General features: G+C 70.5%; 17 protein-coding genes and 1 tRNA gene. 7 read left to right on the top strand and 11 right to left on the bottom strand.

Annotation, left to right across the window (positions count from 1 at the left end; translation table 11 throughout):
- Positions 1–103 precede the first annotated feature (103 nt).
- Entirely contained in the window at positions 104–1,498 is a 1,395-nt protein-coding gene (locus ACFQ6X_RS07865; protein WP_383177533.1) for a hypothetical protein, read from the bottom strand.
- 282 nt (positions 1,499–1,780) lie between these two features.
- On the opposite strand from ACFQ6X_RS07865, the gene ACFQ6X_RS07860 reads away from it, so the two are divergent.
- Positions 1,781–2,827: a questin oxidase family protein gene (locus tag ACFQ6X_RS07860; RefSeq protein WP_383177530.1), complete on the top strand. Its 1,047-nt coding sequence runs from the start codon at positions 1,781–1,783 to the stop codon at positions 2,825–2,827.
- 9 nt (positions 2,828–2,836) lie between these two features.
- Here ACFQ6X_RS07860 and rbsD read toward each other — a convergent pair whose 3' ends face one another.
- Genes rbsD through ACFQ6X_RS07835 form a run of 5 tightly spaced genes read right to left on the bottom strand, consistent with a single transcriptional unit; the run spans position 2,837 to position 8,728 of the window.
- Positions 2,837–3,226 carry a D-ribose pyranase gene (rbsD, locus tag ACFQ6X_RS07855; RefSeq protein ID WP_383177527.1) on the bottom strand — a complete coding sequence of 130 codons (390 nt, stop codon included), beginning with the start codon at positions 3,224–3,226 and terminating at the stop codon, positions 2,837–2,839.
- Positions 3,223–4,161: a ribokinase gene (locus ACFQ6X_RS07850; RefSeq protein ID WP_383177524.1), complete on the bottom strand. Its 939-nt coding sequence runs from the start codon at positions 4,159–4,161 to the stop codon at positions 3,223–3,225. Before ACFQ6X_RS07850 ends, rbsD begins: the two co-directional genes overlap by 4 nt.
- A gap of 31 nt (positions 4,162–4,192) precedes the next feature.
- On the bottom strand, positions 4,193–6,160 hold the full coding sequence (locus ACFQ6X_RS07845) for a substrate-binding domain-containing protein (RefSeq protein WP_383177521.1): 1,968 nt from the start codon (positions 6,158–6,160) through the stop codon (positions 4,193–4,195).
- Positions 6,150–7,706 carry a sugar ABC transporter ATP-binding protein gene (locus ACFQ6X_RS07840; RefSeq protein WP_383177518.1) on the bottom strand — a complete coding sequence of 519 codons (1,557 nt, stop codon included), beginning with the start codon at positions 7,704–7,706 and terminating at the stop codon, positions 6,150–6,152. The genes ACFQ6X_RS07845 and ACFQ6X_RS07840 overlap by 11 nt, the downstream gene beginning before the upstream one ends.
- Complete coding sequence (locus tag ACFQ6X_RS07835) at positions 7,703–8,728, bottom strand: LacI family DNA-binding transcriptional regulator (RefSeq protein WP_383177516.1); 1,026 nt, start codon at positions 8,726–8,728, stop codon at positions 7,703–7,705. The genes ACFQ6X_RS07840 and ACFQ6X_RS07835 overlap by 4 nt, the downstream gene beginning before the upstream one ends.
- 411 nt (positions 8,729–9,139) lie before the next feature.
- Between ACFQ6X_RS07835 and ACFQ6X_RS07830 the strand changes: the two genes are divergently transcribed.
- Positions 9,140–10,021, top strand: coding sequence for an ABC transporter substrate-binding protein (locus ACFQ6X_RS07830; protein ID WP_383177513.1), 882 nt, complete (start codon positions 9,140–9,142; stop codon positions 10,019–10,021).
- A 43-nt stretch (positions 10,022–10,064) separates the two neighbouring features.
- Here ACFQ6X_RS07830 and ACFQ6X_RS07825 read toward each other — a convergent pair whose 3' ends face one another.
- Positions 10,065–12,845 (bottom strand): SpoIIE family protein phosphatase, encoded by a 2,781-nt coding sequence (locus ACFQ6X_RS07825; RefSeq protein WP_383177510.1) that lies wholly within the window; start codon positions 12,843–12,845, stop codon positions 10,065–10,067.
- Between the two features lie 162 nt (positions 12,846–13,007).
- Positions 13,008–13,095, bottom strand: a tRNA-Leu gene (locus ACFQ6X_RS07820).
- 238 nt (positions 13,096–13,333) lie between these two features.
- On the opposite strand from ACFQ6X_RS07820, the gene ACFQ6X_RS07815 reads away from it, so the two are divergent.
- Positions 13,334–14,659, top strand: a complete 1,326-nt coding sequence (locus ACFQ6X_RS07815; RefSeq protein WP_383178141.1) for a DUF2254 domain-containing protein — start codon at positions 13,334–13,336, stop codon at positions 14,657–14,659.
- A gap of 13 nt (positions 14,660–14,672) precedes the next feature.
- On the opposite strand, the gene ACFQ6X_RS07810 is transcribed toward ACFQ6X_RS07815, so the two are convergent.
- The 3 genes from ACFQ6X_RS07810 to sucC form a co-directional block, all read right to left on the bottom strand.
- On the bottom strand, positions 14,673–16,238 hold the full coding sequence (locus ACFQ6X_RS07810; protein WP_383177507.1) for an aldehyde dehydrogenase family protein: 1,566 nt from the start codon (positions 16,236–16,238) through the stop codon (positions 14,673–14,675).
- 255 nt (positions 16,239–16,493) lie between these two features.
- Positions 16,494–17,375 (bottom strand): succinate--CoA ligase subunit alpha, encoded by an 882-nt coding sequence (gene sucD / locus ACFQ6X_RS07805; RefSeq protein WP_383177504.1) that lies wholly within the window; start codon positions 17,373–17,375, stop codon positions 16,494–16,496.
- A 2-nt stretch (positions 17,376–17,377) separates the two neighbouring features.
- Complete coding sequence (gene sucC, locus ACFQ6X_RS07800; RefSeq protein ID WP_383177501.1) at positions 17,378–18,514, bottom strand: ADP-forming succinate--CoA ligase subunit beta; 1,137 nt, start codon at positions 18,512–18,514, stop codon at positions 17,378–17,380.
- Between the two features lie 166 nt (positions 18,515–18,680).
- Here sucC and ACFQ6X_RS07795 point away from each other — a divergent pair, with 166 nt between their 5' ends.
- The 4 genes from ACFQ6X_RS07795 to ACFQ6X_RS07780 all read left to right on the top strand — a co-directional run bounded on the left by ACFQ6X_RS07795 (position 18,681) and on the right by ACFQ6X_RS07780 (position 25,304).
- Complete coding sequence (locus tag ACFQ6X_RS07795; RefSeq protein ID WP_383177498.1) at positions 18,681–20,372, top strand: thiamine pyrophosphate-binding protein; 1,692 nt, start codon at positions 18,681–18,683, stop codon at positions 20,370–20,372.
- A gap of 16 nt (positions 20,373–20,388) precedes the next feature.
- Positions 20,389–21,627, top strand: coding sequence for a formyl-CoA transferase (gene frc / locus ACFQ6X_RS07790; protein WP_383177495.1), 1,239 nt, complete (start codon positions 20,389–20,391; stop codon positions 21,625–21,627).
- A 2-nt stretch (positions 21,628–21,629) separates the two neighbouring features.
- The gene (locus ACFQ6X_RS07785; RefSeq protein WP_383177492.1) at positions 21,630–23,786 is read left to right on the top strand and encodes an acetate--CoA ligase family protein; all 2,157 of its coding nucleotides are present in this window, start codon (positions 21,630–21,632) and stop codon (positions 23,784–23,786) included.
- Between the two features lie 126 nt (positions 23,787–23,912).
- Complete coding sequence (locus ACFQ6X_RS07780) at positions 23,913–25,304, top strand: OFA family MFS transporter (RefSeq protein WP_383177489.1); 1,392 nt, start codon at positions 23,913–23,915, stop codon at positions 25,302–25,304.
- The last annotated feature ends 46 nt before the right edge of the window (positions 25,305–25,350 follow it).

Genomic DNA, 25,350 nt, shown 5'->3' with positions numbered 1-25,350 from the left:
GTCCGGCGAAGGACCGCGGAACGACGAAGGACGGGGCGAGCAGTGCGCGGGGACGACGAAGGGCGGCGGACGGCGCAGGGCGCGGGGACAGAGGTCCCCCGGGTCAGCGGGGTGTCAGGTGGCGCGGGCGCGAGCGGGGGTCGCGGAGCAGGACGTGGTCCGGGCGGTAGCGGACCGGGCCCGGTCCGATGAGGTCGGCCCTGAACAGGCCGTAGGTGATCCGCCGTTGGGCGGCCGCCTCCAGCTCGTCCCGCAGGGCACCGCTGCGCAGCACCGCGCCGGGACCCAGCAGGCCCTCGACGACGGCCAGCGCGCCGGCGGTGTCGCCGTGGTCCAGCCGTTCGCGGACGCCGGTGAGACAGTCAGGATGACGGTGCGCCTCGTCGATGGCCTGCAGGCAGGGAAGCGGGGTGCCGGTCAGTGCGACCAGCAGTTCCTCCCGGCGGATCTCGACCGGGTCGTGGTCGAGCGGGGCGAGTACCCCGTCCACCAGGCCGATCCGGTGCTGAGCCCCCCGGCACTCCACGAGCCGAGGCTGTCCTGCCGCGTGCGGAGTCGGCGACGGCTCGGCCCGCACGTGTTCCGGGACGAGTGCCGCGACGACCAGCGGGTGCAGCCGGCCGGCCTCGACCGCGCCGGTACGCAGGAGTTCGAGGTCGGGCAGTACCCAGGTAGCCGCGTCCGGGAGGACGGGCGCCGGGACGCCGCCGTCGGTCGCCTCCGCGATGCGCAGGGAGGGCGGGCCCGGACCGTCCGCATCCGCTGGAACGTGCAGGTGGAGCCGGTGCCGGACCGCGAGGCGCACGGCGACGGTTCCGGAGGTCCGCCCCTCGGAGTGGAGCAGCATCCCGGCCTCGGCCGCCCACCGGTCGACGGCGCAGCGGCGCCCCTGCGGCACCAGGTCCAGGCCGTCCGGGTCCACCGACGCATCGGCGAGGGCCGGTCGGCCGGCCCCGGACCGGATCCGCAGCTCGCCGGTTCTGCGCGCGTCCCACAGGTGGCGGTGCAGGTCGAGGCGGAACCGCCGGTTCGGATGAGGATGCGGATGGCGGCGGGCGCCCGCCCCGGCGTGGGATCCGTCCCACAGGGCGAGGCTCATCCGCTGCCCCGCGTCCGCCCAGGCCGGCGGGGTCCGGACCACGAGGTGCAACGGGCGTACGCCGTCGTTCCCCGCAGCCTCGTACCGGGCCAGGGCGATCGTCACGCCCGGGCGCAGCAGACCGTGCGGACCGATCCTCGGCATGTGCCAGCGCAACAGGTCGGGTGCCAGATGGCGCAGGTCGGCCCGGAGCCGGGCCACGAGTTCCTGACCGTGGAGACGTGCCACGGACCGTAGGTCGAGATCGACGTCGACGCCTGCGGCGGCGCACGCTCCTGCCCAGTCCCCGGCACGGCGGCGGGCGGTCGCAGTCTCGATCATGGAGGGCGGCACGGCGAACTCGCGCACGCGCGGCCAGAAGGACGGGAGGGATTCCCCGTACGCGGTCTGAGTGAGCATCAGCACTCACCTTGCGCGGACGGGTCCCCCAATCTGTGGCTGGAGTAGGTCTTCATCGCGGGGCAGCCTAGCGCCCTCCCCGCCGGGCCGCCAGAACATTTCCGTCCTCGGCCGAGAGCCCGCGCTCGCGTCACCCGGCTGCGGGGGCACCCCGGCCGAAGTCCGTACGGGCCTGAGTCGAAGTGTGTACGGGCACCGCCCGAAGTCGTACGACCATCGGACGGTGGTCCTAGGCCTTCCGCCTGTTACGCCGCATACGTGTTTGTCCCTAGCGTCCTTGCCATGGATACGACAGGCATTCTCGACGAGGCGCTCCAACGGCTGCACAGTTCGGGACCGGAGCGGCTCGGCCGGCTCACCAATCACGCGCCGATGGCCGTCGAGGCCCTCGCCGCCCACGGCCAGTCCGGGTCGGTGCACCGGTGGCTCGATCTGTACGCACCCAAGCTCGAGGAGTTCCCTTCCCGGGTCGAGGCCGTCACGGCCGGCAACTGGCGGTCGGCACTGGGCGATTCGCGCCGAGCCGCCGACTGGATCGACCACTTCGGCCGTGAGATCGCCGAACGCCCCTGGCGTGATGTGCTCACCGAGTGGTGGCCCCGACTCCTGCCGGGCATGTACGGCGGTTCGACGCACCCGGTGATCCGGGTGGGCCACGCGGTGCGCACGCTCCTGGTCGCCGAGAGCACCGAGGCGGGTGAGGCCGGCGGGGTCACCGGTCCGCGGCTGGCCGAGCTCGCCCACGGCCTCGGCTACTGGGCCGCCCGCTTCCACTCCGTCGCGGGCCTCGCCCCGCTGCCCGGTACCGACACCGCGGCCGCCGCCCTCGACGCGGTGGCCCCGATCGCCGAACGGGACGGCGGCTTCGCCGCCAGGCTCGGCCGCGTCACGGGACTGCCGGTGTGGGCGGCCACGGTCACGGACCCGGACGAGGCGCACGGCCGCCTCACCGAACTCGTGCGCGCCGCCACCCACCGGTACGCCACGCACGGGCACGGCGAGGAGACGATGCTGGTCCACGCGGCCACGGCCCCCAATGCCGCACTGCGTACCCTGCCCGCACTTCCGCGAGTCCTGTGGGTGCCGAGCCTGCGGGCCGCCTGGACGGCATCTGCCGCGGTGACCGCCATGTACGCGCCCGACGCCCCGGTCGTGTACGGCGCGCCGGGCACCTTCACCCCCGAAGAGGTCTTCGAACGGGCCATGGCGCACGGCGACGAACACGTCATCAAGCTGACCGACACGGCTCTCGACGTCGGCGACGAGCAGGCACTGGCGGCGGCCCTGCGCTCCATCGAGCTGAGCGAACCGCTGGCCGGGCCGCGGTGATCCGTCCGTTCAGAAGAAGACCCCGCACCGCAGCAGTACATTCGCGTAGGGCCGGGCCTCTCCCGTCCGGACCACCAGCCGGGCCTCTGCGGAGAGCGCCTTGAGCTCGTCGTGCGGGACGTGGGTGAGAGCCGGGAGGCGGGCGGTCAGCAGGCGGGCTGCCTCCGGGTTCGCGTCGCGTACCTCCTCCGCGGCCGTCGCGCCTTCCACCACGAGCTCGTCCAGCAGTCCGTCGAGCACGTCGGCGAACGACGGGACACCGGCACGGAAGGCCAGGTCGACGACGCGGGGGCCCGGTGGGATCGGCATGCCCGCGTCGCAGACCAGGACGCCGTCGCCGTGGCCCAACTCGGCCAGCGCCCCGGCCAGATGACGGTTGAGGATGCCCGACTTCTTCACAGCGCGGCAACCTCCGCGGCGGTCGGGAAGGACGCCTGCGCGCCCTGCCCTGTCACCGCTGCCGCGCCCACCCGGACGGCGAACGCGGCAGCCTCCGCGAGCTCCTCGCCGAGCCCGAGGCGCCAGGCCAGCGCGGCCGTGAACGCGTCGCCGGCGCCGGTGGTGTCGACCGCGTCGACCTCGGGGCTCGGTACGCGGACGCAGTCGGCCGTCCGGCTCTCGGCGACCAGCGCGCCCGCCGCGCCCAGCGTGACGACGACCGAGCGCGGGCCGTGCGTGAGCAGGGTCCGTGCCCAGTCCTCCGGTGCGGGGCCCGCCGTGTCGCCGAGGATGCCCAGGATGTACCGGGCCTCGTGCTCGTTGACCACGAGGGGGTCGCAGGCCGACAGTACGGCCTCGGGCAGGGGCGCGGGCGGGGAGGGGTTGAGGACGAGACGGCTTCCGGGCGCGAGGGCGCGCGCAGCCTCCGCGACCGTTTCCAGGGGGATCTCCAACTGTACGGAGACGACCCTGGCCGCGCGGAACAGGGGGCCTGCCGCCTTGATGTCCTCGGGGGTCAGCCGTGCGTTGGCCCCCGGGGAGACGACGATGCTGTTGTCGCCCGAGGGGTCGACCGTGATCAGGGCGACCCCGGTGGGCGCCCCGCCGACGAGGACTCCGCCGGTGTCGACCCCCGCCTCCTGCTGCGATTCCAGCAGGAGGCGGCCGTGGGCGTCGTCGCCGACCCGGGCCAGCAGAGCCGTGCGCGCGCCGAGGCGGGCGGCGGCGACGGCCTGGTTGGCCCCCTTGCCGCCCGGGTGGACGGCGAGGTCGGAGCCGAGCACCGTCTCCCCGGGTGCGGGGCGGCGGTCGACGCCGATCACCAGGTCGGCGTTGGCCGAGCCGACGACCAGGAGGTCGTACCTGACGGGGGCGGAGTCCTCGTTCTCGTACATCTGTGGTGCTGCCTTCCTTGGGCCTGCGGGGTCAGGAGAAGTCGGCGACGTTCTGCCGGGTGACGACCTTGACCGGCACCTTCACCGTGCTGTCGACCTTCTTGTCCTCGGCGGCCCTGACCGCGTTCTGTACGGCGATCCTCCCCAGTTCCTTGGGCTGCTGGGCCACGGAGGCGTACAGCGTGCCGGCCTCAACGGCCTTCAGGCCGTCCGGGGTTCCGTCGAAGCCGACGACGGGGACGGACTTTCCTGCCTTGCTGCCTAGGGCCTTGACCGCACCGAGTGCCATCTCGTCGTTCTCGGCGAAGACACCGTTGATCCCGGGGTGGGACTGGAGCAGGTTGGTCATCACGTCCAGCCCCTTGGTGCGGTCGAAGTCGGCGGGCTGCGTGGCGACGACCTTGATGCCCGGGTACGCCTTGATGCCTTGGGCGAACCCCGCCCCTCGCTCGCGGCTGGCGGAGGTGCCCGCGGTTCCCTGCAGGACGATGATGCTGCCCTTGCCTCCGAGCTTGTCGGCGAGTGTCCTGGCGGCGAGCTTTCCGCCTGCCACGTTGTCCGAGGCGACGAGGGTCGCGGTGTGTGCCTTGTTGACTCCGCGGTCTGCCGCGACGACCGGGATGTCGGCCGTGTTGGCGCTGCGGACGCCGGGCCCGACCGCGTCGGAGTCCACCGGGTTGACGATGATGGAGTCCACGCCGGAACTGGTGAAGTTCTGCAGCTGGTTGGCCTGCTGCGAGGCGTCGTTCTGGGCGTCGGTGACCGTGAGGTCGACCCCGGCCGCCTTCGCCTCCGCCTGCGCGCCCTCCTTCATCTGCACGAAGAAGGGGTTGTTCAGGGTGGAGAGCGACATGCCCACCTTGGTGGTGCCTCCGGATGTCCCGGAGTTGAAGAAGGTCACCGCGGCCACGACGGCCGCCACGCAGATCACGGCGATGCCGAGCTTCATGACTCCCTTGCGGCCCGATCCCGGTGAGCCGGGTGCCGCCGAGGAACCCGACGCGGACGCGGCGCCCGATCCTGCCTTGCGGCGCAGGGTGTCCAGCAGTACCGCGAGCGCGATGACGACACCGATGACGACCTGCTGCCAGAAGGCGGACACGGACAGGAGGTTGAGGCCGTTGCGCAGCACGGCGAGGATGAGCGCGCCGATCAGGGTCCCGGACGCCTTGCCGACACCGCCCGCGAGGCTGGCTCCGCCGATGACGACCGCGGCGATCGCGTCGAGTTCGTATCCCTGCGCGGCCTGCGGCTGTGCGGAGACCAGGCGGGAGGCGAGGACGATGCCCGCGACGGCGGCGAACAGGCCGGACAGTGCGTAGATGGCCAGCTTCTGCTTCTTGACGCGCAGGCCCGACAGCCGGGCCGCCTCCTCGTTGCCGCCGATCGCGTACATGGAGCGGCCGATGTAGGTGCGGGCCAGGATGAGTGCGGTGATCAGGCCCATCGCGATCATCACGAGAACCGGGACGGGGAGCCAGCCGCCGAGCGTGTCACCGAGGACCGACACGGAGTCGGGGAAGGCGATCGGACTGCCCTGGGAGATCACCAGGGACAGGCCGCGGGCGACCGAGAGCATGGCCAGCGTCGCGATGAACGGCGGCAGTTTGCCGTACGAGACGAGGGCGCCGTTCACGAAGCCGCAGGCGATGCCGGTGGCGACGGCGAGGATGACCGCCAGCCAGACGGGGACCCCCGCGGAGGTTGCCGACCAGGCGAGGACCGTCGCGGAGAGCGCGGCGACCGATCCGACGGAGAGGTCGATGCCCGCGGAGACGATGACGAAGGTGACACCGAACGCGAGGATCGCGGTGACGGCGGCCTGCACACCGACGTTGAGCAGGTTCTGGGTGGTGAGGAAGTCGCCGGAGAGCAGCGACATCGCCACCACCAGGACGACCAGGGCGCTGAGGGCGCCGTTGTCGAGCAGGAGGCGGCGGACCGTGTGTCCTGCGGCGCCGCCCGCGCCCGTTGTGCTCTTGAGCGTGTCAGTGGCCACGGGGGCTCTCCTTCTCGTTCTCTGCGTTCGCTGCGTCCTGTGCGGGCGTCGCTATGGGGACGGCGCTGACGGCGAGTGCCATCACGGCGTCCTGGGTGGCTTCGTGGGCGGGGAGTTCACCGGCGATGCGGCCCTGGGCCATGACGAGCACCCGGTCGCTCATGCCGAGGACTTCGGGCAGGTCGCTGGAGATCATCAGCACCGCGTGGCCGGAGGCCGTCAGTTCATTGATGAGCTGGTAGATCTCGACCTTGGCGCCGACGTCGATGCCACGGGTCGGCTCGTCGAGGATGAGTACGCGGGTGTCGGCGAGCAGCCATTTGCCGATGACGACCTTCTGCTGGTTGCCGCCGGAGAGCGTGCGGACGTGCTGGCCGAGGCCTGCCATGCGTACGCCGAGCTGTTCGGCGATGCGGGCGGCTGCCGTGCGCTGGCCCTTGAGGTCCACGAGGCCGGACCGGCTCGCCGCGCGCAGGGTGACCAGGCCGAGGTTCTCCTGCACGGAGGCGTCGAGCACCAGGCCCTGGCCCTTGCGGTCCTCGGGGACGAGACCGATCCCTGCCGCCATGGCAGCCGTCACGTCGTGCTTGCCGAGGCGCTCGCCGAGTACGTCGACGCTGCCGCCGTCGTAGGGGTCGGCCCCGAAGACCGCGCGGGCGACTTCGGTGCGGCCCGCACCGACGAGTCCGGCGAGTCCGACGACCTCACCGGCCTTCACCTCGAAGCTGATGTCGTGGAAGACACCGTTGCGGGTGAGTCCGCGTACGGACAGCAACGGCTGTCCTGTTTCGGGGCGTTCACGGGGGTACTGCTGGTCGATGCTGCGGCCCACCATCAGCTGGACGAGCTCGTCCTCCGGGGTCGAGGCCGGCACCTGGTCGATGCTGCGGCCGTCGCGCAGGACGGTGACACGGTCGCCGAGCGCCGCGATCTCGTCGAGGTGATGGGTGATGAAGACGACGCCGACCCCGTCCGCGCGCAGTTGCCGCACGATCCGGAAGAGTTTGTCGACCTCCTCGGAGGTGAGGACGGCGGTCGGTTCGTCCATGATCAGAACGCGTGCGTCCAGGCTGAGCGCCTTGGCGATCTCGACCATCTGCAGCCGGGCGATGCCCAGTTCGCGCACCTTGGCCCGCGGCGAGATGTGCAGGCCGACGCGGCGCAGGAGCGCCTCGGCGTCGGCTTCCATGCGGCGCCTGTCGATCATCGCGAAGCGGCGCGGCTGGCGGCCGAGGAAGATGTTCTCGGCGACCGTCAGATCGGGCACCAGGTTGAACTCCTGGTAGATCGTGGCGATCCCGAGCTTCTCGGCGTCCTGCGCGCCGTGGATGCGGACCTCCTTCCCGCGGGCGAAGATCCGGCCGCTGTCCGGGCGGTAGGCACCGGACAGCATCTTGATGAGGGTGCTCTTTCCCGCCCCGTTCTCACCGAGCAGGACGTGCACCTCGCCGCTGCGCAGGTCGAAGTCGACGCTGTCCAGGGCGACCACGCCGGGGAAGGTCTTGCGTACGCCTTCGATGCGCAGCAACTCGACTGACTCGCTCACAAGTTGCTCCTCCGGTCCGAGAGGTTCGGGGTGGGCTCGCCGCAGGAACTGCGTACGACGAGGCGGGCGGGCAGGGTGACGGACTGCGGGGGACGGCCTTCGACGATGTCGACCAGCGCGCGCACGGCGGCGCGGCCGAGGTCGCCGGTCGGCTGGGCGATCGCGGTGATCGGCGGTCCGGTGTGGACGAACCACGGGATGTCGTCGAAGGCCGCGAGCCCGATGTCCTCGGGGACCCGCAGTCCGTGCGCGCGGATGGCGTCCAGCGCGCCGAGAGCCATCAGGTTGTCGGCGGCGAAGACGATCTCGGGCGGTTCGGGGAGCGCGAGGAACTGCTCGGTGGCGCGCCGGCCGCTGTCGGCCTGGAAGTCGCCCTGGCCGATGTACGCGTCGGGCAGTGCCAGTCCGTGGGTGCGCATCGCCTCCCGGAAGGCCTCGACGCGCTCGTTTCCGGTGGTCGTGGCTGCGGGGCCGGCGATGATGGCGAGCCTGCGGTGGCCGAGCCCGTACAGGTGGGCCACGAGGTCCTGGATCGCCCGGTGCCCGTCGGCGCGAACGACGGGCACATCGACGCCGGGCATCCAGCGGTCCACGAAGACCATCGGGGTACCGGTCCGCGCGACGTCCAGCAGGAGCGGGGAGTCGCCGTCGGCCGGTGAGACGAGGAGGCCGTCGATCCTGCGGTCCAGGAGCGTACGGACGTGGTGGTCCTGCTGCTCGGGCCGCTCGTCGGCGTTGCCGATGATCACGCTGTACCCGAGCGCGCGGGCCTCCTCCTCCACGGAGCGGGCCAGGGCGGTGAAGTACGGATTGAGCACGTCGCTGATGACCAGGCCGAGCGTCCGCGTCTGATCGGTGCGCAGCGAGCGGGCCACGGCGTTGGGCCGGTAGCCGAGGGCGTCGACGGCGGCGAGAACACGTCTGCGCGCGTCCGGGCTGACCGAGGGATGGCTGTTGAGGACGCGGGAGACCGTGGCGACAGAGACTCCTGCCTGGGCCGCGACATCCTTGATGCTCGCCATTTCCGGACCACCTCCTTGTGGTTCCGAGGGCCTCGAAACCAGCGGACGGTGACCGTGGAATCGATTACACGGACGATTGGAATCGATTACATGACTGAAAACAACCCCCCGAGTGGCGTCCGAGACCGGATCGTGATGGGAGGGTTCGCGCGTGGCATGCGGGGTGCCGGCGGCGGCGCCGCGCCGGCCCCGAAGGCCGGCAGCCCCATCGCGGAGGCACGGAGGCGGCAACGGGGGGTGCGGGACACGGCACGACAGGGGCACGACTCGCGCTTCCGGCCTGCCGTTGTGGCACCGCCGGAGGACGGGCGATCCAGTCGCGAGCCCGGAGTCCTCCCACGTGGCTCCGGCGGTCGTATGGATCGGGGTGATTTATGGTGACTCAAGGAATACGCCCCTACCGGAGGTGCAATGAAGCGCACCGCGGCAGCGATCGTCTCTCTGGCCGTCAGCGGGGCGCTGATCGTGGCGACACCGGCGTGCGACGAGGGCGGGTCGGATGCGTCGGACGCCCAGTACGGCGACTGCCAGGTCTCGGGACGTTACGGGGAGTTCCAGCTGTCGCCCGTGACGGCGGGCGCCCTCACGGTCAAAACGACGCTGCCCGCACCCGGCTGGTGGAACGGCAGGACGCCGGACTCCGTCAAGAGCGGCTACGAGTACTGCATGGCCGCCAACATCGCCCACCGGTCGGGACTCGACCGGGTGAAAGTGGAGAACGCGCCCTTCCCGGAGATCGTGTCCGGCAGGACCAAGGACTTCGACCTGGCCCTGGCGCAGATCACGATCACCCCGGAACGGAGTAAGGTCGCCGCGTTTTCCCCGCCCTACCTCTCCTCGACCCTGGGCGTGCTGATCAGGGACGGGGAGAAGATCGACGAGGACAACATCCGCGACGTCCGCATCGGGGTGGCCGAGGGCACCACGGGTGAGGAGTTCGTCAGGAACCGCCTGAAGCCGACCAAGCCCCTCACCGTCTTCGCCAACGATCCGGAGATGGTCACGGCGCTGGAGGAGGGCCGGATCGACGCGGTCGTCCACGACACGACGATCCTGCTGGCGTATCCCCAGAAGCGGAAGGGAAGGGTGCGACTCGTGGGCCAGTACAGGACCGACCAGGGCTACGGCGCCCTGTACCCGAAGGGGTCACCCGACAAGGAAGAGCTGGACCGGATCATCAGGCAGCTGATCGACGACGGGACGCTCGCCAAACTGTCGGCCGTCTATCTCGGGGCCGCTTTCAACCAGGACCCGGCCAAGATCCCGTACTTCACGGCCGACGACGGCTCCTGAAAACGCTCCCGGGCGTGCGCGGCGGGCCCGGTTTCCGGCTGCTTCACAGGTCCGCCATCAGGAGATCGCTCAGGTCCCCCGCGGCTCCGGCGTCGAGCGCCTGTTCAGCCCAGATGATCTTGCCTCGGTCGGTGTACCGGGTTCCCCAGCGACGGGACAACTGCGCGACGAGGAACAGGCCACGGCCTCCCTCGTCCGTGGTGGCCGCGCGGCGCAGGTGCGGGGAGGTGCTGGTGCCGTCGCTGACCTCGCAGATCAGGCTGTCGCGGTCGCGCAGCAGCCGCAGGCTGATGGGGCTGGCTCCGTACCGGATGGCGTTCGTCACCAGTTCGCTGAGGATCAGCTCGGTCGTGAAGGTGGCGTCTCCGAGCCCCCAGGCTTCCAGCTTGCGGGTGGTCTCGTTGCGGATCCGGGAGACGGCCGCGGGGTCGTGGGGCACCTCCCACTCCCCGACCTGCTCCGGGTCGAGCAGCCGGGTGCGCGCGACGAGCAGGGCGACGTCGTCACTCGGCCTGGTGCGCAGCATCGCGTCGAGCACCGCCCGGCAGGTGTCGTCCGGGGTGGTGCCGTCCGTCCGGGCGAGCGCCTCCCTCAGCATGCCGAGCCCGGTGTCGATGTCACGGCCCCGGGCCTCGACCAGACCGTCGGTGTAGAGGACCAGCCGGCTGTCGGCGGCCAGCCGGAGTTCGGCGGTCTCGACCGGCAGACCTCCTCCCACGCCCAGTGGCGGGGAGACGGGGATGTCGGGGAAGGTCACGGAGCCGTCGGGCGACACCAGCGCCGGACCGGGATGACCGGCCCGGGCGAGAACGCACCGCCCGGAGACCGGGTCGTAGACCGCATACAGGCAGGTGGCACCGGTGATGGCCTCGGTGCTGCCTTCGGTTGTCGCATCCTGGTCGATACGGGTGATCAGGTCGTCCAGGTGTGCGAGAAGCTCGTCCGGAGGCAGGTCCAGGGCGGCGAAGTTGTGCACCGCGGTCCTCAGGCGGCCCATCGTCGCGGCGGCGTGCAGGCCGTGTCCGACGACGTCGCCGACCACAAGCGCCACCCGGGCACCGGGCAGCGGGATGACGTCGTACCAGTCGCCGCCCACCCCCGCCCGGGCCGGCAGGTACCGGTGCCCGACCTCCAGGGCGGACAGCTCGGGGAACACTCCGGGCAGCAGGCTGCGCTGGAGAGTGACGGCCGTGATGTGCTCGCGGGTGTAGCGGCGTGCGTTGTCGATGCACACGGCCGCCCGGGCGGTGAGTTCCTCGGCGGGCGACAGGTCGTCCGGCTCGAAGGGGTCCTGCTCCGAACGCCAGAACTCCACGACCCCCAGCAGTTGGCCTCGAGCCTGCAGCGGCACCGAGATCATGGAGTGGATGCCGAATTCGATGACCCTCTGGGTCAGCTCCGGGTCCTGTGCCCGCCATGCGTCGGTCATCGCGAGGTGCTCCACCAGAATCGGCCGGCCGGTGGTCATGCCGAGGGCCACGGGGTTGCCGGGCACGTAGTCCATACGCGTTCCGACGGGGTCGAGGGGCGCGTCGTCCCGGATGCCCGCAGCCGCGACGCGGCACATTTCCATACTCGCCCCCGTCGGTTCACCACCGTGCAGCACGGGCTCCAACAGCTCGATGGTGGCGAAGTCGGCGAAGCGCGGGACCGCCACTTCGGTCAGCTCCTCGGCGGTGCGCTTCACGTCGAGGGTGGTACCGATGCGGGTGCTGGCCTCGTAGATCAGTTGCAGGCGCCCGCCCGCCACCTCGGCCCGGCCCGCGAGGGCGCGCAGCTCCGTGGTGTCCCGCAGGGTGGCCACGCAGCCCCCCTTCGGGCCCACCGGCCGCACGTTGACCGCGAGCAGGGTGCCCCCGGCCAGGAAGACCTTGTCCGTGACCGCCCTGCCCGATCCCAGCAGTCCCGCCAGGGCCGGGCTCAGCCCCAGTCCGGTGACCGCCATGCCCTCGGCCTCCGGAGGAAGGGCGAGCAGTCGGCGCGCCTCGTCGTTGACCAGCTGCAGCCGTCCGTCACCGTCCAGAATGATCACGCCTTCACGGACCGCGTGCAGCACCGCGTCGTGGTGCTCGTACATGCGCGTCATCTCCACCGGCCCCAGGCCTCCGGTCTGGCGCCGCAAACGCCTGCTGACCAGTGCCGACCCGCCCGCGGCCAGCAGCAGGGCGACACCGCCCGCGGCGAGGATCACCGGCAGCTGGTGCTCCACCACGCTGGTCACCTTGTCCACCGTGACCCCCACGGTGACGAGGCCGACCGCGACACCGTTCGCGTCGAAGACGGCCACCGTCGAGTCGACCGCCTTCCCCAGACTGCTGTCGAAGGTGGTCTGGTGGGGCTCGCCTTCGAGCGCCTCGCCGTAGGAGGTGGAGACGTGCTTCCCGATCTGGTCCGGATCGGGGTGGGTCCACCGGAAGCCGTAGGGGCTCAGCGCCACGACGTAGTCGACGCCGGTCTTCATCCGCAACGCTTCGGCATGTGGCTGGAGGGCCGCCGTCGGGTCATCGCTCTTCATCGCCGCCGCGGTGCCCGGAGCGTTCGCGAACGACTCGGCCGCCACCAGTGACCGGTCGCCGGCCTCCTGGATCGCGCGGTTGCGGTCCTGGATCAAGAGCGCCACCACGGCCGTGGCGATGAGCAGCAGGACGACCCCCAGTTGCAGCAGGAAGACCTGGGTGGCGACGGTGCGCGGCCTCAGCGACGAGAGCACTCGCCGAACGGCCGAACGGTGACGGGCCTCCGGGCCGGGTTCCGGCGGCCCGGCCGTCGGCGGCACACGGTCGCGCCGTCGACCCTCCGGGACGAATCGCCCAAGTTTGCCCATTTTCCAAGTATCAGTGACCAGCCCGTCGGGCGCGGCTCAGGACGGGCCACGACACAGCCGACCGGGATGCCTCAGGAACAACGAAAAAACCGGTGAGTCATATGACTCGACCGGTTATTCGTGAACGCACCGCGGACGATCTCGTGAACGTCCCCGTATGTCTGGTGTCCGAGGGGGGACTTGAACCCCCACGCCCGATAAAGGGCACTAGCACCTCAAGCTAGCGCGTCTGCCATTCCGCCACCCGGACAAGGTGTCTGTCGTTCACGGCGTGTTCCCCGTGGCGACAAAGAAAACAATACCAGGGGTTTGGGGTGCCTCTCACCTGCATTTTCGGTGGTCAGTGCGGTGCGGGCGGGGACGGAGCGCCGACCGGCGGCCGGCACGTGGCGACGCGCGTACGTTCTGTCGCCTGCCGTGCACGAGGAGTCGTCCGGGCTACCTTCGCGGGCATGACTGGCACGAACGGCACGAGCGGCAGGAGCGGCATGACCGATCGCACCCGGCCGCCGCCCCGCGCATCGCAGCCCCGCGCGCTGGCCTCCCTGCGCGAGCGTCTGCGCGACACGTTCTGGTTCGCGCCGACGGTGGGGCTGGCCTGCGCCTTCGCGCTGTGGTGGGCCCTCTCCGAGGTGGACACGAAGATCGTCACCTATCTGAAGGACGAAGAGGCGTACGAGGAGCTCGGCGACCTCCTCTCCTTCGCCGAGGACGCCAGGCTGATCGTCACGACGATCAGCGCGGCCATGATGACCTTCATCGGGGTCGTCTTCAGCATCTCTCTGGTGGCCGTGCAGATGGCGAGCGGGCAGCTCACTCCGCGCGTGGTCCGGATCTTCGTGCGGAGCCGGATCAGCAAGCTCACGCTGACGGTGTTCCTGGCGACGTTCGCGTTCTCGCTGCTGGTCCTGACGTCGTACGAGGGAGGGGCGGCCGCGAATCCGCGGCGGATCACCTCCGTACCGGTGCTGCAGAGCATGCTGACGCTGGGCATGGTCGGCCTGAGCCTGCTGCTGTTCATCGCCTTCGTCTCCTCCACGCTGCGGCTGATGCAGGTCGGCCCCGTCCTCGACCGCATCACGGGCGAGGCGGTCCGGGCCCTGGAGCACCAGCCCGGGGGCGAGCACGGGGAAGCCCTGCTCGGGCCCGAGACGGCGTGGGTCGTGCACCGGGAGCGGGCGGGGGTGGTGAGGGATGTGAATGTGGCCCGCCTGGTGCGGGCCGCGCGCCGGCGTGGGGTGGTACTGCGGCTGATCCCGCGGACCGGGGACTTCCTGGTGCCGGGGACGCCGGTACTGGCCGTGCACGGTGGGGCCGCGCCACCTCCGCACACCCTGAGGCACACGGTCGCCGTCGGGGTCGAGCGGACGGTGCACCAGGATCCGGCGTTCGGGCTGCGGCAGTTGTCGGACATCGCCCTGCGTGCCCTGTCGACGTCCGTGAACGATCCGACCACCGCGGTGCAGTGCCTCGACCGGATCGTGCAGTTCCTCTCGGTCGCCGTGCGCCTGCCGCTCGGGCACCTGCACCACCGGGACCGGCGGGGCGCCGTGCGGCTCGTCCAGGAGGTGCCGGGATGGCCGGATCTCGTGGATCTCGCGTTCGAGGAGATCCGCAGGCACGCGGCCGGCAGTCCGCAGGTCACGCGGCGGATGCTGGCCGGGCTCGACGATCTGCTGCTCCTCGCCGCCGAGGATCGGAGGAAACCGCTGCTCAGGCACCGTGCACTCCTGGTGGGGGCGGTGGAGCGCACGGTGCCCGAAGCTGTCGAGCGGGCCTTCGCCCTGGACCCGGACCGTCAGGGGATCGGCTGACGCCGCCGGCCGGTCACGGCATCAGGTGGTGGTCGGGGAAGTTGCCGGGCAGCCGCTCCCCCGCCGGGCCCTCGGTCACTGCCCGTACGAGCAGCTCGCCGCCTACGAAGGCACCGCGCCACGAGGCGCCGAAGCCGCCGAAGAGCTCGTCGCGGTCGCCCCGCGAACGGGGCTTGCCGTGGCCGGTCTTGAAGGCGCGGATCTGCGGGGCCAGTCGGTCGTACGTGGCCGGGTCGTCGGTGGACAGGGTGGCCACCAGCGCCCCGTTGGAGGCGTTCATGGCCGCCAGGAGCTCCGCCTCGGTGTCGACCAGAACGATCGTGTCGACCGGGCCGAAGGGTTCCGCATGGTGCAGCGGGGAGGACGGAGGAGGGTTGAGCAGCGTGACGGGGTGGAGGTAGGCGCTGGTGTCCTGGCCGGGGAGGAACCGGGCATCGGCGACCGACCCGTGGTGGAGGGGGACGGCTCCCCTGTCGATCGCCTCGGCCACCTGGTCGGCGAGCTCCTTGGCCTTCGCGGCGTTGATGAGCGGGCCGAAGTCCAGGTCGGGCAGCGGATCGGTGGGGTGCTCCACCGCGAGGGGGTGGCCGGTGCGGAGGCCTCGGACGGCGGGAAGGTAGGCCGCCAGGAAGTCCGCGAAGAGGGTGCGCTGGACGACGAAGCGCGGGTAGGCCGTGCAGCGCTGCTTGCCGTAGTCGAAGAGCTTCGGGATGACGGCGGTGAGGGACGGCCAGTCCGAGTAGTTCCAGATGCCCCAGGTGTTGAGGCCCTCCTGTTCGAGGATGTGCCGCTTGCCCAGGTCGGCGACCGCGGTGGCGATACGGGCGCCGGTGTCGCGGCCACCGACGAAGGAGACGCAGCCGATCTCGGGCGAGCGGACGAGGGGCGCCGACAGTTCGCTGCCGCTCCCGCTGACGAGGGTGAGCGGGATGCCCTCGCGGGCGGCGAGTGCGCAGGCCAGGGTGAGGCAGGCGACGCCTCCGTCGGTGGGCGTCTTGGCGATCACCGCGTTGCCGGCCAGTGCCTGCACGAGCATCGCGTGGACCAGTACGGACATGGGGTAGTTCCAGCTGGCGATGTTGGAGACCGGGCCGGGCAGAGGGGTCCTGGCGGCGAGGAGCCGGTCGATGTTGTCGGCGTACCAGCGGACACCGTCGATGGCTCGGTCCACATCGGCCTGGGCGAGGCGCCAGGGTTTGCCGATCTCCCAGACCAGGAGGAGGGCGAGGAGCTCGCGGTGCTCGGCCAGTGCGTCGAGGGCGGCGCCCACGCGGGCGCGGCGTTCGGGGAGGGGGATGTGGCGCCAGGCGCGGTGCTGGTCGAGGGAGGCCCGTACGGCCTGTCGGGCGGTCGTCGCGTCCAGGCGGGGCGGGCCGACGACGGGGGTGTTGTCGATGGGGCTGGTGGCGGGGAGGGTGCGGCCGTCCTGGTGCCAGGTGGCGGCCCAGAGGTTGCGGACGTGGTCGTCCTGGAAGGCCTCGGGGGCGGCGGCGCGTGCGCGTTGCCAGGCTTCGGGCCAGGTGGTGTGGGGTTTGAGGGTGAGGGTGCTGGGTGCGGTCGTGGGTGCTGAGGGGGTCATGGGTCTCCGCTCTCGGTGCGCGTACGTGGGCGGGGGACGGGGGCGGGTGGTGGGGCGGCCGGGGGGCGGGGCCGGAACGGGTGGGGGCGGGCGCCTGCGGCGGGCCTTGTCCTGCGGCGGGCCTTGTCCCCTGCCCGCCCCTTCCCGTGACCGGGGCTCCGCCCCGAGCCCCGGTCCTCGATCGCCGGACGGGTCTGGATATGCCCTCACGCGTAGGGGCTCGGGCTCAATCGCCGGACGGGTCTGGGTGTGCCCTCAGGACCGCAGGCGGTCCTCCACCAGCCTGGCCGTTTCCGTCGGTGTGGCACCTACCGCCACCCCTGCGGCCTCCAGTGCCTGCTTCTTGGCGGCCGCCGTGCCCGAGGAGCCCGAGACGATCGCTCCCGCATGGCCCATCGTCTTGCCCTCGGGGGCGGTGAAGCCGGCGATGTAGCCGATCACCGGCTTGGTGATGTGCTGCGCGATGTGCGCCGCGGCCCGTTCCTCCGCGTCGCCGCCGATTTCGCCGATCAGGACGATCAGCTCGGTGTCGGGGTCGTTCTCGAAGGCTGTCAGGCAGTCGATGTGCGTCGTCCCGATCACCGGGTCGCCGCCGATGCCCACCGCCGACGAGAAGCCGGTCTCGCGGAGTTCGTGCATCAACTGGTACGTGAGGGTGCCCGACTTGGAGACCAGGCCGATACGGCCCGGCTTCGAGGCGATGTCGGCCGGGATGATGCCCGCGTTCGACTGGCCGGGGCTGATCACGCCGGGGCAGTTGGGTCCGAGGACGCGCGTGCCGCGTGCGCGCGCGTGGGCATGGAAGGCCACCGCGTCGTGGACGGGGATGCCCTCCGTGATGACCACGGCCAGGGCGATGCCCGCGTCGGCCGCCTCGATGACCGCCGCCCTGGCGAACGGCGGCGGGACGAACACGACCGTGACGTCCGCCCCGGTGGCGTCCATTCCCTCGCGCACGGATCCGAAGACGGGGACCGTGCGGTCGTCGAAGTCCACGGCCCGGCCGGCCTTGCGCGGATTGACGCCCCCGACGATCTGGGTGCCCGCGGCGAGCATCCGCCGGGTGTGCTTCATGCCCTCGGCACCGGTCATGCCCTGGACGAGGACCTTGCTCTCCTTGGTGAGGAAGATGGCCATGATCAGTGCCCTCCCAGGGCGAGTCGGGCTGCTCGGTCTGCTGCGCCGTCCATCGTCGTGACCTGCTGGACCAGGGGGTGTGCGCGGTCGTCGAGGATCGCTCGGCCGCGGGCCGCGTTGTTGCCGTCGAGGCGTACGACCAGTGGTTTCGTCAGGTGGACGGCGTCCAGCGCCTGGACGATCCCGTCGGCGACCGCGTCGCAGGCGGTGATGCCGCCGAAGACGTTGACGAAGACGGACTTCACCGACGGGTCGGAGAGGATGACGGTGAGGCCGTCGGCCATGACGCGGGCCGATGCGCCGCCCCCGATGTCGAGGAAGTTGGCGGGCCGCGCCCCGCAGCCGGCGACCACGTCGAGGGTGGACATGACCAGTCCGGCGCCGTTGCCGATGATGCCGACCTCGCCGTCGAGCTTGACGTAGTTGAGGCCCTTGGCGGCGGCAGCGGCCTCCAGCGGGTCCCCGTGCGGGTCTGCCGCGTCCGCGCCCCGACGCGGCTGCCGGAAGGCGGCGTTGTCGTCGAGTGTCACCTTTCCGTCGAGGGCGAGGATCCGGCCGTCCGCGGTACGGACCAGCGGGTTGACCTCGACCAGCAGGGCGTCCTCCTGGGTGAGTACCTGCCACAGCGCCTGGAGTACGGGGGCGGTGGCGGAGGGGAGAGCGGCGGCCTCGGCTATCTCTGCCGCCTTGGCCGCCGTCACTCCCTCGACCGGGTCGACGGGGATTCGGGCCACCGCCTCGGGACGGGTGGCCGCGACCTCCTCGATGTCCATGCCGCCCTCCGCCGAGGCGATGGCGAGGAAGGTGCCCGAGGCCCGGTCCAGGACGTAGCTCACGTAGAACTCCGCCTCGATGTCGACGGGTTGGGCGAGCATGACCGTCCGGACCCGGTGGCCCTTGATGTCCATGCCGAGGATCTGGCGTGCGGTGACGACGGCGGAGGCGGGGTCCGCCGCCACTTTCACCCCGCCCGCCTTGCCCCTGCCACCGGTCTTCACCTGCGCCTTGACGACGACGCGGCCGCCGAGCCGTTCGGCCGCCGCACGGGCCTCGGACGGGTCGTCCACGACCTCGGCGTCCGGTACGGATATGCCGTGGTCCGCGAAGAGTTGCCTTGCCTGGTGCTCGTACAGATCCATAGCCACTCCCGATCGTGCCGATTGTGAAAGTGCCGCACGCCCCCTGGACACCACCCACCGGATGCGGGATAACAAGCTTCATACAGTATTCGTCGACTGTATGCAATGTACCGCGAGAGCGGCGGAACGGCTCCCGCACTCCCCTACGAAGGGACAGGACATCGCCATGCCTGAGGACAGCCACGACACCCAGAACCTCATCTCCGGTGGGCACTTGGTCGCCAAGGCACTCAAGGCGGAGGGGGTGGAGCGCATCTACACCCTCTGCGGCGGCCACATCATCGACATCTACGACGGCTGCGTCGACGAGGGCATCGAGGTCGTCGACGTACGCCACGAGCAGGTCGCCGCCCACGCAGCCGATGGTTACGCCCGCATCACCGGGAAGCCCGGATGCGCCGTCGTCACCGCGGGACCGGGGACGACCGACGCCGTCACCGGTGTCGCCAACGCCTTCCGCGCGGAGTCACCGATGCTGCTGATCGGTGGTCAGGGGGCGCACACCCAGCACAAGATGGGATCGCTCCAGGACCTGCCGCACGTCGACATGATGACGCCCATCACCAAGTTCGCGGCCACCGTGCCGGACACCGCGCGGGCGGCGGACATGGTGTCGATGGCGTTCCGGGAGTGCTACCACGGTGCGCCCGGGCCCTCCTTCCTGGAGATCCCACGCGATGTCCTCGACGCCAAGGTGCCGGTGGACAGGGCGCGGGTGCCCGAGGCCGGGCAGTACCGGGCCTCGACGCGCGCGGCCGGCGACCCGGCCGACATCGAGAAGCTGGCGGACCTCCTCGTCCACGCGGAGAAGCCCGCCATCCTGCTGGGCAGCCAGGTCTGGACGACGCGGGCCACGGACTCGGCCACCGAGCTGGTCCGGACCCTCAACATCCCCGCGTACATGAACGGCGCGGGCCGCGGCACCCTGCCTCCCGGCGACCCGCACCACTTCCAGCTCTCGCGGCGGTACGCGTTCTCCAACGCCGACCTCATCGTGATCGTGGGGACGCCCTTCGACTTCCGGATGGGCTACGGAAAGCGGCTCTCGCAGGACGCGACCGTCGTCCAGATCGACCTCGACTACCGCACGGTGGGCAAGAACCGCGACATCGACCTCGGGATCGTCGGCGACGCCTCACTCGTACTGAAGGCGGTCACGGAGGCGGCGAGCGGGCGGCTCAACGGCGGTTCGGTGAGGCGCAAGGCCTGGCTCGACGAGCTCCGGGCCGCAGAGCAGACGGCGATCGACAAGCGGCTGCCCCAACTCAGGTCGGACGCCTCCCCCATCCATCCGTACCGCCTGGTCAGCGAGATCAACGACTTCCTGACCGAGGACTCCATCTACATCGGGGACGGCGGCGACATCGTCACCTTCTCCGGCCAGGTCGTCCAGCCCCGCACACCGGGCCACTGGATGGACCCGGGGCCCCTCGGCACGCTCGGTGTCGGCGTGCCGTTCGTCCTGGCTGCCAAGCAGGCCAGGCCCGACAAGGAGGTCGTGGCGCTCTTCGGCGACGGCGCGTTCTCCCTGACCGGCTGGGACTTCGAGACGCTGGTCCGCTACAAGCTCCCGTTCGTCGGGATCGTCGGCAACAACTCCTCGATGAACCAGATCCGTTACGGCCAGAAGGCCAAGTACGGCGACGAGCGTGAGCGGGTCGGCAACACCCTCGGCGATGTCCACTACGACAAGTTCGCGCAGATGCTGGGCGGTTACGGCGAAGAGGTGCGCGACCCCGCGGACATCGCCCCCGCGCTGCAGCGGGCGCGCGAGTCGGGGCTGCCCTCGCTCATCAACGTCTGGGTCGACCCCGACGCGTACGCCCCCGGAACGATGAACCAGACCATGTACAAGTAGCAGAGGAGCCGTTGGCATGACCAAAGCTCTTGAGGGCGTACGCGTCCTCGACATGACGCACGTACAGTCCGGTCCCTCCGCCACCCAGCTGCTCGCCTGGCTCGGTGCGGACGTGGTCAAGCTGGAGGCGCCGAGCGGCGACATCACCCGCAAGCAGTTGCGGGATCTGCCCGACGTCGACTCCCTCTACTTCACGATGCTCAACTGCAACAAGCGGAGCATCACCCTCAACACGAAGAGCGAGCGCGGCAAGGAGATCCTGACCGAGCTCATCCGGCGCAGCGATGTGATGGTCGAGAACTTCGGCCCCGGCGCCGTGGACCGCATGGGGTTCACCTGGGAGAGGATCCAGGAGATCAACCCCCGGATCGTCTATGCCTCCATCAAGGGCTTCGGCGACGGGCCGTACACCAACTTCAAGGCCTACGAGGTCGTCGCGCAGGCCATGGGCGGCTCGATGTCGACCACCGGCTTCGAGGACGGGCCACCGCTCGCCACCGGTGCGCAGATCGGCGACTCGGGCACCGGGGTCCATGCGGTGGCCGGCATCCTCGCCGCGCTGTTCCAGCGGGAGAGCACCGGGCGCGGGCAGCGCGTGAACGTGGCGATGCAGCACGCCGTGCTCAACCTCTGCCGGGTGAAGCTGCGAGACCAGCAGCGCCTGGCGCACGGGCCGCTCGCCGAGTACCCCAACGCCCAGGACACCGCCGGGGCCGACGAGGTGCCGCGCAGCGGCAACGCCAGCGGCGGCGGCCAGCCGGGATGGGCGGTGAAGTGCGCACCCGGCGGCCCCAACGACTACGTGTACGTCATCGTGCAGCCCGTCGGCTGGAAGCCCCTGTCCGCGCTGATCGGCCGGCCGGAGCTGGCGGAGGACCCCGAGTGGGCGTCGCCGGAGTCCCGGCTCCCGAAGCTCGGAAAGATGTTCCAGCTGATCGAGGAGTGGTCGGCCACGCTCCCCAAGTGGGAGGTCCTGGAGCAGCTGAACGCGCACAACATCCCGTGCGGCCCGATCCTCTCCACGAAGGAGATCGTCGAGGACGAGTCCCTGGCCGCCAACGAGATGGTGGTGCGCGTCGACCATCCGGAGCGCGGCACGTTCACCACGGTCGGCAGCCCGCTGAAGCTGTCCGACTCCCCCGTCGAGATCCGCACGTCCCCGCTGCTCGGTGAGCACAACGCCGAGGTGTACGTCGGCGAACTGGGCCTGGGTGACGCGGAATTGCAGTTGCTGAAGACGAACGGAGTCATCTGAGCATGGCCGGAACAGTCGAAGAGAAGGAACAGCGACAGGTACGGGCACTGCTCGACGCCGTCCGGAGCGAGGGGCGCAGCGCGCTCACCGCACCGGAGGGAAAGGTCGTCGCCGACGCGTACGGCATCGCCGTGCCGGGCGAGGAGCTGGCCCGGGACGTCGAGGAAGCCGTGGCGTTCGCCGACCGCCTCGGGGGGTCCGTCGTACTGAAGATCGTCTCCCCCGACATCCTGCACAAGACGGATGCGGGCGGAGTCGTGGTCGGGGTCTCGGGTGCCGCTGAGGTGCGGTCCGCCTTCTGCCGGATCGTCGAGAACGCGAAGGCGTACGCGCCGGACGCCCGGATCGACGGCGTGCAGGTCCAGCAGCTGGTTCCGCCCGGCCAGGAGGTCATCATCGGGGCGGTCACCGACCCGACGTTCGGGAAGGTGGTGGCGTTCGGGCTCGGCGGGGTCCTGGTGGAGGTCCTCAAGGACATCACCTTCCGGCTGGCGCCCGTCACCGCGGACGAGGCGCAGTCGATGCTCGACTCGATCGGCGCCGCGGAGATCCTCCGGGGCGTGCGCGGCGCGCCACCGGTCGACCGGTGGGCGCTGGCGGAGCAGATCCGGCGGGTCTCCCGGCTGGTCACGGACTTCCCGGAGATCGCGGAGGTGGACCTCAATCCCGTGATCGCGTCGCCGGACGGTGCGATCGCCGCGGACATCCGCATCCTGCTGACCACCGAGGAGGTGAAGGCACGGCGCACCTACAGCCGCGAGGAGATCCTCGTGTCGATGCGCCGGCTGATGGAACCCCGTTCGGTCGCCGTGATCGGCGCCTCCAACGAGCAGGGGAAGATCGGCAATTCGGTGATGCGCAACCTCGTCGACGGAGGTTTCACGGGCGAGATCCATCCGGTGAACCCCAAGGCCGATGACATTCTGGGCCGCAAGGCGTACAAGAGTGTCACCGACGTTCCCGGTGAGGTGGATGTGGCGGTCTTCGCGATCCCCGCCAAGTTCGTGGCATCGGCGCTGGAAGAGGTGGGGCGCAAGGGGATTCCCAATGCCGTGCTCATCCCGTCAGGGTTCGCCGAGACCGGCGAACAGGGTCTGCAGGACGAGATCGTGGCGATCGGCGAGCGGTACGGCGTGCGGCTGCTGGGGCCGAACATCTACGGCTACTACTCCACGTGGCAGGACCTCTGCGCCACCTTCTGCACCCCGTACGACGTCAAGGGCGGGGTGGCGCTGACCTCCCAGTCCGGTGGCATCGGCATGGCGATCCTCGGTTTCGCCCGGTCGACGAAGACCGGTGTGTCGGCGATCGTCGGGCTCGGCAACAAGTCGGACATCGACGAGGACGACCTGTTGACGTGGTTCGGCGAGGACCCCCACACCCAGTGCATCGCCATGCATCTGGAGGACCTCAAGGACGGCCGCGCGTTCGTCGAGGCGGCGCGGGCGACCGTACCGAAGAAGCCGATCGTGGTCCTGAAGGCCGGGCGCACCAGCGCGGGCGCGAAGGCGGCCGGTTCACACACGGGCGCGCTGGCCGGCGACGACGCGGTGTACGACGACATCCTGCGGCAGGCGGGGGTGATCCGGGCGCCGGGGCTGAACGACATGCTCGAGTACGCAAGGGCGTTGCCGGTTCTGCCGACGCCCAAGGGCGACAACGTCGTCATCATCACCGGGGCGGGCGGTTCGGGCGTGCTCCTGTCGGACGCGATCGTCGACAACGGGCTCTCGCTGATGGAGATTCCGCCCGATCTGGACGCGGCGTTCAAGGCGTTCATCCCGCCGTTCGGCGCGGCGGGGAACCCGATCGACATCACGGGCGGCGAGCCGCCCTCGACGTACGAGGCGACGATCCGGCTGGGGATGGAGGATCCGCGCATCCATGCCCTGGTGCTGGGCTACTGGCACACGATCGTCACTCCCCCGATGGTCTTCGCCGAACTGACGGCCCGGGTGGTCCAGGAGTTCAGGGAGCGGGGCATCGAGAAGCCCGTGGTGGCGTCGCTGGCGGGTGACACGGAAGTGGAAGAGGCGTGCCAGTACCTCTACGAGCACGGTGTCGTCGCGTACCCGTACACCACGGAGAAGCCGGTGGCCGTGCTGGGCGCCAAGTACCGGTGGGCGCGCGCGGCAGGCCTGTTGGGCGGTGGGCGATGACCTGAGAGGACTCGGACCACGGGGTCTGCGGCTGACCGCTCGGCCGTGGACCCCGCGCGCGACGCGAAGTGAGAACGGGCAGGGGGCGCTGGCCAGACTTCTTCCACGCAAGGGGTTCGATCGACAATGACGACAACTGACATCTCCACACCCGTCCCCTTCAGGGAGGTGACGGACGCCAACGGGCGCATGTACCGCATCGGCGAGACCGATGTCGACATCATGGGCCGCAAGCGCAAGTGGATGGTCATCCTGCCGTGGGTCGGCATGATGGGCATCAGCTCGGCCGAGTACGCGTTCGCGTCGGCGGAGGACACGCTGCACCACGCGCACAACTGGGACAGCGGTCACATCTACTGGATGATGACCGTCTGGGTGTTCTTCCAGGCCGCGGTCGCGATGCCCGCGGGCAGGCTGCGGGAGACCGGCAGGCTGCCGGCCCGCTGGGCGATGATGCTCGGCGCGACGGGCACCCTCCTCGGCTACCTGTCACTGGCGTACGCGCCGCACGTGATCTTCGCCTACATCGGCTTCAGTATGTTCTCCGGCATGGGTGCGGGCATGGTGTACGCCACCTGCGTCAACATGGTCGGCAAGTGGTACCCGGAGCGCAGGGGCGGCAAGACGGGCTTCGTCAACGGTGGTTTCGCCTACGGATCGGTGCCGTTCGTCTTCATCTTCACCGGGTTCATGGACATCACCAACTTCAAGTGGGTCCTGGTCTCGGTGGGCGTCTTCCTCGCCGCGCTCGTGGCCTGCGCCGGCTTCTTCTTCCGGGACCCGCCGAAGAACTGGTGGCCCGCCGAGGTCGACCCGCTCAACCCGCCCGAGGACCCACGGGCCCGCCGTTCGCTGGAGAAGAACCCGCCGGCCGTCAAGCAGTTCTCCCCGGGCGAGGCCTGGAGGACCGGCCGCGTGGCGTTGATGTGGTGCTGCCTCGCCTGTACCTCCGGCGTGAACATCTTCGGTATCGCCTTCCAGATCGACATCGGCCAGGAGGCGGGCTTCGCCGCCGGGATCGTGGCCACCGCCATGTCGCTCAAGGCGATCGTCAACGGCACCGGGCGCGGTGTCATCGGCTGGCTGTCCGACCTCTACGGGCGCAAGAAGTGCCTGCTCTACGTCTGCGTCATCCTGGGGCTCGCCCAGTTCGGCATCATCTGGTCGGCCGAGCTGAAGAGCCTGCCGCTGTTCCTGTTCTTCTCCGCGGTCTCCGGCTTCGGCGGCGGAGCCATCTTCCCGATGTTCGCAGCCATGACCGCGGACTACTTCGGTGAGAACAACAACGCCACCAACTACGGCATGGTCTACAGCTCCAAACTCGTCTCCGGACTCGGGGCGGGGATGGGCTTCCTGGTCGTCGACGCCTGGGGGCTCAACGGCGCCTTCATCCTGGCGGGCAGCATCTCGTTCTTCGCGGGGTTCCTCGCCCTGTTCCTGGCGGCACCCGGACGCGACCGGAAGGGCCACCTCCTGGTGAAGGCCAACCCGTCCCCGATCAGCAGGGAGAGCGACTGACCGCCCACCCGCAGCACACACGTGTGGGGCCCGGGTCATTTATCCG

The organism is Streptomyces sp. NPDC056452 (assembly GCF_042796085.1).
GTDB lineage: Bacteria > Actinomycetota > Actinomycetes > Streptomycetales > Streptomycetaceae > Streptomyces.
Note: the sequence above shows the minus strand (reverse complement) of the source record. Positions and strands in the feature narration are given on the sequence as shown.